Source organism: Candidatus Amarolinea dominans (genome assembly GCA_016719785.1).
Lineage (GTDB): Bacteria > Chloroflexota > Anaerolineae > SSC4 > Amarolineaceae > Amarolinea > Amarolinea dominans.
The window spans coordinates 16,458-29,928 of sequence record JADJYJ010000034.1 but is presented as its reverse complement, the minus strand read 5'-3'; the positions used below and the strand labels follow the sequence as shown (position 1 = coordinate 29,928).

Below are 13,471 nucleotides of genomic sequence, written 5' to 3'. Positions count from 1 at the left end.
CACAGGGCACCGGCTGTCGTGACGAAAGGAAGTAGACATGAAACAGGAGAGCCTCGCGCTGCGCCTCGACCGCCTGACCGAGCCGGGTTTGCTGGTGGAACCGTTGACCGCTAAACCAGGCTGGGTACGTTGCCTGGCGTGCGCCCATCAGTGTAAGATTGGCCCTGGCCGACGTGGCATCTGCCAGGTGCGCTTCAACGCCGACGGCGTCTTGCGTGTGCCGTTTGGCTACGTAGCCGGTTTGCAGTGTGATCCGGTGGAGAAGAAGCCGTTCAATCATGTTTTGCCCGGCAGCCAGGCGCTGACCTTCGGCATGCTCGGCTGCGATCTGCACTGTGACTATTGCCAGAACTGGCTGACCTCGCAGGCGCTGCGTGATGACCTGGCTGGCGCCTCCCCGCAGACCATCACGGCTGCAGAGATTGCGGCCGCTGGTCAACGCCTGGGCGCCGCGCTGGTGGTCAGTTCCTACAACGAACCGCTCATCACCAGCGAATGGGCCGTAGCCGTGTTCAAAGCGGCCCGCCAGCGTGGCCTGCACACGGCCTTTGTTTCCAACGGCAACGCCACGCGTGCCGTTCTCACTTTTTTGCGGCCCTGGGTTGACGCGTACAAGATTGACCTGAAGACCATGCATGACCGCCGCTACCGTCAGCTTGGGGCCGTGCTTGCTGATGTCCTGGACGGGATTCGCCTGGTGTTCGAACTGGGGTTCTGGCTCGAAATCGTCACGTTGGTGGTGCCCGGTTTCAATGATGATCCCGGTGAGCTGGCCGCGGCCGCGGAGTTCATCGTCGGCCTGTCGCCTGACATTCCCTGGCATGTCACCGCGTTTCACCAGGACTATCGCATGCGTGATCCGGCCCACACGGTTGCGCAGGACTTGGTCCGTGCGGCCGAGATTGGGCGCAAGGCCGGGTTACGCTATGTTTACGCCGGGAATCTGCCGGGGCGTCTGGGTGATTGGGAACATACCGTTTGTCCGCAGTGTCAGGCCCGGCTGGTGACGCGCCGAGGTTTTCAGATTCTGGAGCAACGTATCGGGGCCGACGGTTGTTGTCCGCAGTGCGGGCTGGCGGTGCCCGGCATCTGGCGCTGAGCCTGTTTTCGACATAGAACAGATGTTTCCATACAACAGCTTCTTGTGGCAAGTGCCTGACGACCTACTACCCATTGGGGTGTCGAAAACAGGCTGAGAGTGCATCAGCGGCGGCGCTGATAGCCTTTCAAGCGGCGGCCGATGCGGGGGTGGCGCAGTTTGCGTAGGGCGCGCATTTCAAGTTGACGCACCCGCTCCCGCGTCACGCCCATCAACACACCCACTTCTTTCAACGTATGCACACGCTCGCCGTCCAGGCCATAACGCAGGCGCAGGACTTCGGCCTCGCGTGGTTTGAGGTCGGCCAGGACGGCTGCCACATCATCGCGCAGTAGGCGCTGCGCGGCTAGTTCGGACGGGGCCAGGCTGTTCTCGTCTTCGATCAGATCGGCCAGGCTGCTGCCATCCGACTCCCCCTCGCGAATGGGCTGGTCGAGTGAAACCGCCTGCTGGCCCATGTTCTGTAGCCGCTGCACCTGGCGCGGGGTCAATCCCAGTTCGGCCGCCAGCTCGTGCGCGTTGGGGGTGCGCCCCAGGGTTTGCTGCAATTCCTGGGCCACCTTGCGCAGCTTGCGCTCGCGCTCGCCCGCGTGGATGGGCACGCGGATGGTACGGCTCAGGTTGGCCACGGCACGGATGATGGATTGGCGAATCCACCACATGGCATAGGTGGACAGGCGATTGCCTTTGGCCGGATCGAAACGCTCGATCGAGCGCATCAGGCCCAGGTTGCCTTCTTGAATCAGGTCGAGGAAGGGCACGCCCAGGCCACGATAACGCTTGGCGACACTGATGACCAGGCGCTGGTTGGCCTTGATCAGGGTCTCGCGAGCCATGTCGGAGACCAGAAGATCTGCCCGAAGCTGACGCTTGCGCTCCAGGGTCAGGTTGCCGTTGTCCAACTCGGCCTTGAGCGCCTCACCGCGCGTCACGTCACGCGCCAGCTTCATTTCTTGCTCGGCAGTCAGCAGGGGGGTAAGGCCCATCTCGCGCAGATAGAGAGCCAACGGATCCGCACCGGCGCTGCCCAGTGATGCCGTCTGGTACTCTTCTTCGCCCTCGATGTCAACCTCGACCTCCACCCCGGCGTCGGCCTCGGCCTGTTCGGCCAGTTGGATACCGGCAGCCTTGAGCGCGGCCAAGACATCTTCCCAGCTTTCTGGGTCTTTATTGGCGTTGGGAAACGAGCGCAGGACATCTTCCAGGGACACCCGGCTGTCGCGTACACGCGCCATGAGGGACTCTGGTAATCTGAACTGACCGCCCCCGGTAGGGCTTCGGGCCATGCCAACCTCGATCTTGTGTGAATCTGAACTGGGCTACTACGGCAACTATTGTACCACAGGTGCCATAGGACATGGCAAATTGGCGCCGCGCCTGTGAAGTCAGGTAGAGCCTGGGAGGAAAAGCCCAAATCAATGGCGCCATACGTGACCACTTGACAAAGCGCAAGGCGTGTGGTAAATTCGCCCTGACATCCGATACAACGATCAGCGATGAACCGGAAGAGTAGCTGCCAAAGCGAGTTCCAGAGAGTCTCCACCGGGTGGAACGGGGATAACGGCGCAGGCAGGGAATGGACCGGGGAGCTGCGTACTGAAGGCTTCAGGCCTGTAGGCTACGCCGGAGACGCCACCGTTACCAGGGCGCGCGATATCGAACCTCGTCATGGACGATGAGGGTTCTGTATCTGGCGAGTGAGGCTGACCAACCGGCCCTGGCGCAACCACCCAGGCCTGCGGTTGGACGCCTAAGCGGGGTGGCACCGCGGGAGACTTCAACTCCCGTCCCTGGGCAGTCAACGCACTGCCGTGGGACGGGAGTTTCTTTTGGGGAATTTTCTGGCTGCACGGCGCTAAGCGAACCAATTGACATCAGTAGGTGAAGGAGAACCGCATGGTCAAGCCAACTCTCGACGAATTCAAGGCTCTTGCCGGCCAGGGTAACCTGGCGCCCATCGTTCAGGAGCTACCGGCCGACCTGGAAACCCCTGTGTCGGTCTACCTCAAACTGCGCAGCGGCGGCCCCTCCTTCCTGCTGGAGTCGGTGGAGCGCGGGGAACAGTTGGGCCGCTATTCGTTCATCGGCGTGCATCCACCTCTCGTGCTGACCGCCCGCGGCCCGACGGTGACTATCAAGAGCGCGGCCGGCGCGCTGTTGGAAACGCGCACCCTCCCCGATGACCCCCTGGCCGCGGTGGCCGACCTGCTGCACCAGCGCCATCCGATCGAGCTGCCCGGTCTGCCCCGCTTCACGGGCGGCGCAGTGGGCTTTCTCAGTTACGACTGGGTGCGTTTCCACGAACGACTGCCGCAGACGGCGCCCGATGACCTGAACCTACCAGACTTCATCTTTCTGCTGGCCGACAACCTGGTCATCTTCGACCATGTGCGCCATCGCCTGCTCGTGCTCGCCAATGCGCGGCTGGATGACGACCCGCTCGCCAGTTACGCGGACGCCGTGGCGCGCATTGATGGCATCGTGGCGCGGCTGCGCCAGCCATCAATGGCGCCCGCCATCCCAGAAACAGTCAGCGGTGCGCCCTGGCGCAGCAATTTCAGCCAGACCGAATTCGAGACCGCGGTCAGGCAGGCCAAGTCGTACATCGCGGCCGGCGACATCTTCCAGGTGGTGCTCAGTCAGCGCCTGCAGCGTGACACCGACGCCGATCCGTTTACCATCTACCGGGCGTTGCGCATGCTCAACCCCTCGCCCTACATGTTCTTCCTGCAATTGACCGATGACCTGCACATCGTTGGCTCTTCGCCGGAGATGCATGTGCGCCTGGAGGGACGGACCGCGCAATTGCACCCCATTGCGGGCACGCGCTGGCGTGGCGCTTCGCCGGCCGAAGATGCCCGCCTGGCTGCGGATCTGTTGGCCGACCCCAAGGAGCGCGCCGAGCATGTGATGCTGGTGGACTTGGGCCGCAACGACCTGGGGCGCGTGTGCGAGGTTGGCACCGTCAAGGTGCCGCTGATGATGAATGTGGAACGCTATAGCCACGTGATGCACATCACCAGCGACGTGCAAGGCACCCTGGCCGCTGAGCATGACGCCTTCAGCCTGCTGCGCGCCACCTTCCCGGCCGGCACGCTCAGCGGTGCGCCCAAGGTGCGCGCCATGCAGATCATCGAGGAACTGGAAGGCACCCGCCGCGGCGTCTACGGCGGCTGTGTGGGCTACATTGATTACGATGGCACCATGGACACCTGCATCACCATCCGCACGATCGTCATGCGGGGCAAAACCTGCTTCCTCCAGGCCGGCGCCGGCATCGTGGCCGACAGCGATCCCACGGCCGAGTGGCATGAGAGCATGAACAAGGCCAAAGCCCTGGCTGTGGCCGTCGAACAGGCAGAGCACGGTCTCTGATCTCCGATCTCTGATCTCCTCTGATCTGACAAGGAATGATCTATGACCAACAACAAACGCGTCTTCTCCGGCATCCAGCCCTCCGGGAACATCCATCTCGGCAATTACCTGGGCGCAATCACGCAGTGGGTGGCATCGCAGGATGCCTACGACAACGTCTTCTGTATCGTGGACTTGCACGCGATTACGGTGCCCTATGACCCGCAAACGCTGCTGGCCAAGACACGGGAGCTGGCCGCGCTCTACCTGGCCTGCGGACTCGATCCCCAGAAGAGCGCGATCTTTGTGCAATCGCACGTGCGCCAGCATACTGAGCTGACCTGGCTGCTCAACTGCCTGACCCCCCTGGGCTGGCTGGAGCGCATGACCCAGTACAAATCGAAGGCGCAGAAGCAGGAGAGCGTGGGCACTGGCCTGCTTGATTACCCTGTGTTGATGGCCGCGGACATTCTGCTCTACGATACGGACCTGGTGCCGGTGGGCGAAGATCAGAAGCAGCACGTGGAACTGACGCGCGACCTCGCGCAGCGCGTCAATTTTATGTTCGGTGACATCTTCGTGGTGCCCGAGGTGGTGATTCGCCAGAGCGGCGCCCGCATCATGGGTTTCGACAATCCCGAACAGAAGATGAGCAAGAGCGAGAAGGGCCAGTTTCATGCCGTCAACCTGCTGGATGACCCCAAGCTGGTGCGCAAGACGATCATGCGCGCGGTGACCGACTCTGGCAGCGAGACGCGCTTCGAGCAAGCCGGCGCGGGGGTGCTGAATCTGCTGACCGTCTTCGAGATCCTGGCCGGTTGGGAGCGGCCGGCCATCGAGGCGCACTTCGAGGGGAAGGGCTATGGTTTCCTCAAGAAGGAGGTTGCCGAAACCGTCATCGCGACCCTGGAGCCGATTCAGGCGCGCTATCGGATGTACGCGGACGACCCGGCCGAGCTGAACCGTGTCCTCAAGCACGGCGCGGACAGCGTGGCCCCGCGCGCAGCCGCAACCATGAACAGGGTCAAATCGGCCATGGGCTTTGTTCTACCGGCCTGAAAAGCGGGGAGGGGATCGTGATTGCCTTTATTGATAACTACGACAGCTTTACCTATAACCTGGTGCAGTATGTGGGCGAGATCATCCTGCAGGAGAAGCTGGGCGACCCGCAGGAGATGCTGCGCGTCTGGCGCAATGACCAGGTGACGGTGGATGAACTGGCGGCCCTGGCGCCCAGCCACATCATCATCTCCCCCGGCCCTGGCACACCCGAACACGATTCCGGCATTTCCAACGCGGTCATCGCACGCTTTCATACCACCACCCCGATCCTGGGAGTCTGCCTGGGGCATCAGTGCCTGGGGCATGTCTTTGGCGGCCAGGTGGCGCGCGCGCCGCGCCTGATGCATGGCAAGACTTCGCCAGTCTATCATACCGGCCGCGGCATCTTCAACGGCCTGCCCAGCCCCTTCACCGCCACCCGTTATCATTCGTTGATCGTGCTGGAACCGCTGCCGCCCGTCCTCGAAGTCACGGCTTTCACCGCTGAAGGTGAAGTGATGGGGCTGCGCCATCGCCAGTTTCCGCATATCGTCGGCGTGCAGTTTCACCCGGAGTCCATCCTGACGGAGTGCGGCAAGGATTTGCTGCGGAATTTCCTCGCACTGAGGGGATAGAGATCAGAGATCAGAGATTGGAGATCAGAGATTGGAGACCTGTCCTGAGCGAAGTCGAAAAATTGGGACGTGGGGAGCGAAAGGCGGGGGGTGAGGAGCGGGGGGATGATTCAACAGGCGATTGCCAGGCTTTTGGAACGACAGGATCTCAGCGAGGACGAGGCGTTCGCGGCCCTGGGCGAGATCATGCGCGGGGAGGCGACGCCGGCGCAGATTGGCGGCTTTCTGGTCGCGCTGCGCATGAAGGGCGAGACGGTGGCGGAGATTGCCGGCTGCGCACGCGCGATGCGCGCCAGCGCCATCCCTGTCTACTCCCGGCGCTTTGGCCCCGATGAGTTGGTGGACACCTGCGGCACGGGCGGCGATCATGCCGGCACCTTCAACATCTCCACCACGGCCGCCTTTGTGGTGGCCGGCGCGGGGGTGCCGGTCGCCAAGCATGGCAACCGTTCGATCACCAGCCGCTCGGGCAGCGCCGATGTGCTGAACGCGCTCGGCGTCAACCTCGATCTGACGCCAGAGCAGGTGGCGGTTTGCCTGGATGAAGCCAACATCGCCTTTCTCTTTGCGGTCAAACATCACCCGGCCATGCGCTTTGCCATCGGTCCGCGGCGTGAGCTGGCCGCGCGTACGGTGTTCAACCTGCTCGGCCCGCTGACCAATCCGGCCGGCGCCAAACGCCAGGTCATCGGCGTCTACGATCCTGCTCTGACCGCGGACATGGCCGGGGTGTTGGGACGCCTGGGCAGCCGCGCCGCCTTTGTCGTCCATGCCCTGACGCCGGACGGCAGGCCCGGCCTGGATGAGCTGAGCACGACCGGCGTCAACCGGGTCAGCCAACTGCACCCTGACGGCCATGTCAGCACGTTCGACCTGGATACGCGGGAGTTGGGCCTGGCGCCGGCCACGTTGGACGATCTGCGCGGCGGGGACGCGGCGGCCAATGCCATGATCACCCGCGGGATTTTGGATGGCTCACAGCGAGGCGCGCCGCGCGATGTGGTCTTGCTCAATGCGGCCGCCATGCTGGCCACCCTCAGCGGCGATTGGGCCTCTGGCCTGACCCGCGCCCGCGCCAGCCTGGACAGCGGCGCGGCCCTGGCCTGCCTGGAAAAGCTGATTGCGACCAGCCAGGCGGCGGGCTGAAGTGCAAATTTGGACAGGATGAACAGGATAATTGCCCTGCGCTGGGCAAGACGATCGGTGCAGAGGTTCGAAACATCCTGTCAATCCTGGTAACTGCTCACCCTGCAGGCCGATTTGGACAGGATGAACAGGATGTACAGGATTCTTGCTCTGTGGTGTGCAAAACTATCGGCACGAGAGTTCGAATATCCTGTCAATCCTGTGAATCCTGTCTGAATTCCAGGCAGACCCAGCAGTTACCAATCCTGTCTCAAATAGGGCCAGGCTGGGTAGTCACAGCGGGCGTGGATAAGGTTGATGAGATGTCAGGCGACCATAGGAGATGTTCATATGGCGAGCAAGGGTGAGGAAAAAAGGCAGCGGGCGGCGCTGGGGCAGCAGCAGCGATTGATGCAGCAGGGCACGTTCCTGGATCAGATCATGGCGCATAAGCGTGAGGAATTGGCGAAGGAGAAGCGGGAGGTGCCGCTGGCCGATCTGCGCGCAGCCGCGGCGGTGACGGAGCCGCCGCGTGATTTTGCCGCGGCGCTGCGCCCGGCCACTGGCCCGGTTGGCGTGCGCCTGATTGCTGAAATCAAGCGCGCCTCGCCCTCCAGGGGCTGCTGTGCCACGATTTTGACCCTGTGCGCCTGGCCGACGTTTACAGCGCCAACGGCGCGGCCGCGATTTCGATTCTGACCGATGCGCGCTTTTTTCAGGGCGACCTGGTGCATATCAGCCAGGTGCGCCAGCATTTCATGACCCAGGCCAGCGCGCAGCCCAGACACCCGCTTTCGTCACGAGACCGGGCCTCTGGGATGCCGGCGACCGTGCGCCCCTTGCCCCTGCTGCGCAAGGACTTTATCTTCGACCCGTACCAGTTGTGGGCCGCACGCGCGGCCGGCGCCGACGCCCTGCTGTTGATCGCGGCGGTCCTCGGCGACCGCGAGCTGCGCGATCTGCTGGCCGAGACCCGTCGCCTGCAGATGGAAGCGCTGATCGAGGTTCATGATGAAGGCGATGTGCGCCGCGCCCTGGCCGCCGGCGCGCGCATCATCGGCGTCAACAACCGGGACTTGCGCACCTTTGCGGTTGATCTGGCGACCACGGCGCGCCTGCGGCCCCTGGTGCCGCCGGAGATCATCTTCGTGGCCGAGAGCGGTATCCAAACGGCGGCCGATGTACATCAACTGGCGGCGCTGGGGGTGGATGCCATGCTGGTGGGTGAGGCCTTTGTCAAGGCCGCGGCGGCCGCGCGCCCCGCCCGTGTGCGCGAACTGGCGCAGGCCGGCCTGGCAGAGATGCAGGAGGCGCAAGCATGATCGGCACCATTCTCAACATCGTCACCGTCATCATCGGGGGCGGCCTGGGCAGCCTGCTGGGCGACCGCCTGCCCGATAAGACGCGCGAGACGGTGCTGGCCGGTCTGGGCCTGATGACCAGTGCGGTTGGCATGAGCATGGCGCTGCAAACCAAGAATGTCCTGATTCCCATGTTCAGCGTACTCCTGGGCGGGGTGCTCGGTGAATGGGCGCGGCTGGAAGATCACCTGGAGGCGGTCGGTCGTTGGCTGGAGCGGCGGGTCGGCCAACGCATGGCGAGCGGGCAGCGCAGCGTGACCCGCGCCTTTGTCACCGCCAGCCTGGTCTTCTGCATCGGCCCGATGACCATTCTCGGCTCGATCCAGGATGGTCTGACCGGCGATTTTCAACTGTTGGCGGTCAAGTCGTTGCTCGATGGCTTTGCCTCGCTGGCCTTTGCCGCCACCCTGGGGCCAGGCGTGATCCTGTCTGCGTTGACGATTCTGGTCGTGCAGGGCAGCATCACCGGCCTCACCGTCGCGCTCGGCAGCACGCTTGGCGAAGTGACCCGCCAGACGCCATGGGTGATCGAGATGACCGCCACGGGCGGCGTACTTGTCCTGGGCATCAGCCTGCTCCTGCTCGATCTGCGCCGCGTGCGGGTGGGCAATCTGATGCCGGCTGTCCTGCTGGCGCCGCTGATCGTGGTTGCCTTGCAGGCGCTGCACATCAACTATTAACGGCGGTGGCGATGACAAGAGTCAAAATATGTGGCCTGACGAACCTGGAAGACGCGCTGGTCGCCATCGCGGCGGGCGCGGACCTGCTCGGCTTTGTTTTCTATGCCAAATCGCCGCGCGGCGTCACCGCGGCGCAGGCGGCCTCGATCATCCAGGAAATCAGGCGCAGGCCATACGGGCAGGGCGCCGTGCAGATCGTGGGCCTGTTCGTGGATGCGCCGTTGCACGAGATGCAGGAGACGATCCTCGCCTGCCAGCTCGACCTGGTGCAGTTGCATGGCGGGGAGCCGCCGCACCGGCTGGAACAACTGGCGCCCCGCGCCTACAAGGCGCTGCGTCCCACCTCGCTGGACGAAGCCGCAGCCGAGGCCGAATGGTACGCTGATCTGGGACCGCCGGCCGGGCCGCAACTGCTGCTCGATGCCTTTCACCCGCAGCTTTACGGCGGCAGCGGGCGACTGGGCGATTGGGCGCTTGCCGCCGGCCTGGCGCCCCGCTACCGGATTCTGTTGGCCGGCGGTCTGACCCCGGACAACGTGCGGCAGGCTGTGCGCCAGGTGCGACCCTGGGGCGTAGATGTCAGCAGCGGGGTGGAGGCCGCGCCAGGCCGCAAAGACCCGGAGAAGGTCAGGCGCTTCGTGGCCGAGGCGAAACAAGCATTTGACAGAGGCGCCCAATGACACAAGCCGTTTCCAAGCCAAACGCTTCCCGCCAGGGCTGGCAGATTCGTGCCAGCCGGCATCTTTATGAAAGCCACTGGTACAGTGTGCGCCAGGATGAGATTCGCCTGCCCGATGGTCAGGAGATCACCTTTACCCAGATCGAGCATCCGGGCTTTGTCTCCGTGGTGCCGGTGACGCCGGATGGACAGATCATCCTGATCTACTCCTATCGCTACACGGTGGATGACTGGATGTGGGAAATCCCGGCCGGCGGTCTGGGTAACAAGCCTGGGTTGACGCCGCTGGCGGTGGCGCGGGAGGAGCTGGCCGAGGAGGTGGGCGGCGTGGCGACAGAATGGCGATCGGTCGGCAGCTACTACGCGGGCGTTGGGTCGAGCAATGTGCGCGCTCATGTCTTTCTGGCGACTGGCGTGCAGTTGAGCGGCGCACAGCATCTGGAGAGCACCGAGATCATCCAGGTGCGCCGTGTGCCGATCACCGAGGCCCTGCAGATGGCCCGCTCCGGTGTCATGCAGGACGGGCAGAGCGCCCTGGCCCTGCTGCTGTGCGAGCCACTGCTGCGGGAGGCGCTCAACGGGAAAGGATGATGACCATGAACCAGGGAAGCGAGCCGGTGAATAACCCGGACCCTCCGACAAACCAGTTTCTTGACGTACCAGACGCCGCGGGTCATTTCGGCCCCTACGGCGGCAAGTTCGTGCCGGAGACACTGATGCCCGCGTTGGACGAATTGGAAGCGGCCTATCTGGATGCGATGGGCGATGCGGCTTTTCGCGCGGAGTTGGACAGGCTGCTCACCACCTACGTCGGTCGCCCCACGCCGCTGACCTACGCCCGCCGCCTGAGCGAGCATCTGGGCGGCGCGCAGATCTACCTCAAGCGCGAAGACCTGGCTCATTCGGGCGCGCACAAGATCAACAACGCGCTCGGCCAGGCGCTGCTGGTCAAGCGCATGGGCAAGCGCCGTGTGGTGGCCGAGACCGGCGCGGGTCAGCATGGGGTAGCCACGGCCACGGCCTGCGCGCTGCTGGGCCTGGAGTGCGTGGTCTACATGGGCACGGTGGACATGGCGCGCCAGCAGCCTAATGTTTTTCGCATGGGGCTGTTGGGCGCGGAGGTGCGGGCTGTGGAGAGCGGCAGCAAGACGCTCAAGGATGCCATCACCGAGGCGATCCGTGATTGGGTGACGAATGTGCAGTCAACGCACTACCTGCTTGGCTCCGCGCTGGGGCCGCATCCCTACCCGCGCATGGTACGCGATTTTCAGCGCATCATCGGCGTGGAGGCGCGGCAGCAGATGCTGGCGCAGAGCGGACGCCTGCCCGATGCCATTGTCGCCTGTGTGGGTGGCGGCTCCAACGCGATCGGCATCTTCCATCCCTTCCTGGCCGATGAGGAGGTCATGCTGATCGGCGTGGAGGCCGGCGGGCGCGGCATGGCCGGCGGCGAACATGCCGCCCGTTTCGGTGACCCCAACAAAGGCCGCCTGGGTGTCTTGCACGGCACGCGTACCTACGTCTTGCAGGACGCGGATGGGCAGATTGCGCTGACCCATTCGGTCTCCGCCGGGCTGGACTACGCGGCCGTGGGGCCTGAACATGCCTGGCTGCGCGATCAGGAGCGAGCGGGTTACACCTTCGTCACCGATGAGCAGGCCCTGGCAGGCTTCCACACGCTCTGCCGGCTGGAGGGCATCATCCCCGCGCTGGAGAGCGCACACGCCATCGCCCACGTCCTCGACCTGGCGCCCACCATGCGCAAGGATCAGATCATCCTGGTCAACGTCAGCGGGCGGGGAGACAAGGATTTGGATACGGTGCTGCGGGAGGGGGGAGGTTAGAGATCGGAGATTGGAGATCGGAGATTGGAGATCGGAGATCGGAGAGTGGAGAGGAGGCACGGGACCCCCCCCCCCCCCCCGGGCCCCCCCCCCCGGCCCCCAACGGCCGCCCCCCCCCCCCCCCCCCCCCCCCCCCCCCCCCCCCGCCCCCCCCCCCCCCCCCCCCCCCCCCCCCCCCCCCCCCCCCCCCCCCCCCCGGACCGACCCCCCCCCCCCCCCCCCGGCCCCCCCCCCCACTGGAGAGTGGAGTTTCGCCCGCGGGACCCAAAAAAAAGGAAAGGGGCGCGGCCAAAAAAAAGGGGGAGGGCCAATAAAAACCAAAAGGGGGAAAAAAAAAATTTTTACCGGAAAGTGTCTTTGTGTTCTTTTTTTTTTTTTTTTGTTTTTTTTCCCCAAAAACCCCCAAAAAGGGAAAAAAGGGGGGGAGGAGGGGGGGGGTTTGAAAAAATTAAAACCGGGGCCCACCCCCGACCCCCAAAAACCACCCCCCCCCCCCCCCCCCCCCCCCCCCCCCCAAAAAAAGGAACGGGCCCCCCCCCCCCCCCCCCCCCACCCCCCCCCCCCCGGGGGAAAAACACACCCCCCCCCAAAGGCGGGAACCCCCCCCCCGCATGGGGGGGGGCCGGGGTCGGTCCCCCCCCGGGCCCCCCCCCCCCCCCCGGGGGGCCCCCGCCCCCCCCCACCCAAGGGAGGCCCCTTTTGGAACCCCCCACACCGGAGGGAAGTGGATCATGGAGAATGGGGATCGGGAATTGCAGACGGGGTTGGGGCATGTGGAGGCGATTTTTGCCGCGGCGCGGCGTGAGGGGCGCGCGGTGTTCATGCCGTACCTGGTGATCGGTCATCCTGATGCGGAGACTTCGCTGGCGTTGGTGGAGGCCCTGGTTGCGGTGGGTACGGAGATGTTCGAGCTGGGCGTGCCCTTCTCGGACCCGCTGGCCGATGGGCCGGTGATCCAACGGGCCACGCAGCACGCGTTGGAGCAAGGTGTGACGCTGGCCGGATGCCTGGCCGCGGTGCGTGAACTACGGCGCCGGGGGATCAGCGCCGGCTTCAATCTGATGGGCTATGTCAACCCGCTGTTGGCCTATGGCCTGGAGCGTTTTTGCGCCGATGCGACCGCCGCCGGGGTGGATGGCGTGATCGTGCCTGACCTGCCGCCAGAAGAGAACGGTGAGTTGGCGGCCGCATGCAGCCGTCATGGCCTGGCCCTGATCCGCTTTTTGGCGCCGACCAGCACTGCGGCCCGCGTGCAGGCGGTTACGCAGCAGGCCGAAGGATTTCTGTATTTGGTCAGCCTGACCGGCGTCACCGGCGCCCGCGAGGCCCTGCCGGTTGATCTGGCGGCCTTTGTGGCGCGGGTCCGCGCGGCAACGACCGTACCGCTGGCCGTTGGCTTCGGCATTTCGACGCCCGCACAAGCGCACGCCGTGGCCCAGATCGCCGATGGCGTCATCGTCGGCACCGCCATCGTCACCCTTGCGGCCGGCCCCAACCCGGTGGCGGCCGTGCGCGATTTTGGGCAGGCGATGGTAAGGGCGCAGCACAAAGTGCAAAGTGCATAGGTCAAAGTGCAAAATGAGGAACGCTCAGAGCTGAATGCTGAACAGAGAACAGAGAACAGAGAACAGAGAACAGAGAGCAGAGAACAGA

The 13,471-nt window shown here is 64.5% G+C and carries 11 protein-coding genes and 1 pseudogene; 11 read left to right on the top strand and 1 reads right to left on the bottom strand.

Features of this window, described 5'->3' with window-relative positions; all coding sequences use genetic code 11:
* The first annotated feature begins 37 nt into the window (after nt 1-37).
* Nucleotides 38-1,099, top strand: a complete 1,062-nt coding sequence (gene amrS / locus IPM84_26210) for an AmmeMemoRadiSam system radical SAM enzyme (protein MBK9096184.1) — start codon at nt 38-40, stop codon at nt 1,097-1,099.
* 104 nt (nt 1,100-1,203) lie between these two features.
* On the opposite strand, the gene IPM84_26205 is transcribed toward amrS, so the two are convergent.
* Nucleotides 1,204-2,334 carry a sigma-70 family RNA polymerase sigma factor gene (locus IPM84_26205; protein ID MBK9096183.1) on the bottom strand — a complete coding sequence of 377 codons (1,131 nt, stop codon included), beginning with the start codon at nt 2,332-2,334 and terminating at the stop codon, nt 1,204-1,206.
* Between the two features lie 661 nt (nt 2,335-2,995).
* On the opposite strand from IPM84_26205, the gene trpE reads away from it, so the two are divergent.
* The 10 genes and pseudogenes from trpE to IPM84_26155 all read left to right on the top strand — a co-directional run bounded on the left by trpE (nt 2,996) and on the right by IPM84_26155 (nt 13,383).
* Nucleotides 2,996-4,474 carry an anthranilate synthase component I gene (trpE, locus tag IPM84_26200; protein ID MBK9096182.1) on the top strand — a complete coding sequence of 493 codons (1,479 nt, stop codon included), beginning with the start codon at nt 2,996-2,998 and terminating at the stop codon, nt 4,472-4,474.
* 42 nt (nt 4,475-4,516) lie between these two features.
* On the top strand, nt 4,517-5,512 hold the full coding sequence (gene trpS, locus IPM84_26195) for a tryptophan--tRNA ligase (GenBank protein MBK9096181.1): 996 nt from the start codon (nt 4,517-4,519) through the stop codon (nt 5,510-5,512).
* A gap of 17 nt (nt 5,513-5,529) precedes the next feature.
* A complete protein-coding gene (locus tag IPM84_26190) occupies nt 5,530-6,129 on the top strand; it encodes an aminodeoxychorismate/anthranilate synthase component II (GenBank protein ID MBK9096180.1) in 600 nt (199 codons plus the stop codon).
* A 105-nt stretch (nt 6,130-6,234) separates the two neighbouring features.
* Nucleotides 6,235-7,275, top strand: a complete 1,041-nt coding sequence (gene trpD, locus IPM84_26185; protein MBK9096179.1) for an anthranilate phosphoribosyltransferase — start codon at nt 6,235-6,237, stop codon at nt 7,273-7,275.
* Nucleotides 7,276-7,665: 390 nt separating this feature from the next.
* Nucleotides 7,666-8,576: pseudogene (trpC, locus tag IPM84_26180) on the top strand (indole-3-glycerol phosphate synthase TrpC).
* On the top strand, nt 8,573-9,295 hold the full coding sequence (locus IPM84_26175; GenBank protein ID MBK9096178.1) for a DUF554 domain-containing protein: 723 nt from the start codon (nt 8,573-8,575) through the stop codon (nt 9,293-9,295). The pseudogene trpC and the gene IPM84_26175 overlap by 4 nt, the downstream one beginning before the upstream one ends.
* Nucleotides 9,296-9,306: 11 nt before the next feature.
* Nucleotides 9,307-9,975, top strand: a complete 669-nt coding sequence (locus IPM84_26170) for a phosphoribosylanthranilate isomerase (protein MBK9096177.1) — start codon at nt 9,307-9,309, stop codon at nt 9,973-9,975.
* On the top strand, nt 9,972-10,565 hold the full coding sequence (locus IPM84_26165) for an NUDIX hydrolase (GenBank protein ID MBK9096176.1): 594 nt from the start codon (nt 9,972-9,974) through the stop codon (nt 10,563-10,565). The genes IPM84_26170 and IPM84_26165 overlap by 4 nt, the downstream gene beginning before the upstream one ends.
* 5 nt (nt 10,566-10,570) lie before the next feature.
* Nucleotides 10,571-11,818: a tryptophan synthase subunit beta gene (gene trpB / locus IPM84_26160; protein ID MBK9096175.1), complete on the top strand. Its 1,248-nt coding sequence runs from the start codon at nt 10,571-10,573 to the stop codon at nt 11,816-11,818.
* Nucleotides 11,819-12,549: 731 nt separating this feature from the next.
* Complete coding sequence (locus tag IPM84_26155) at nt 12,550-13,383, top strand: tryptophan synthase subunit alpha (protein ID MBK9096174.1); 834 nt, start codon at nt 12,550-12,552, stop codon at nt 13,381-13,383.
* The last annotated feature ends 88 nt before the right edge of the window (nt 13,384-13,471 follow it).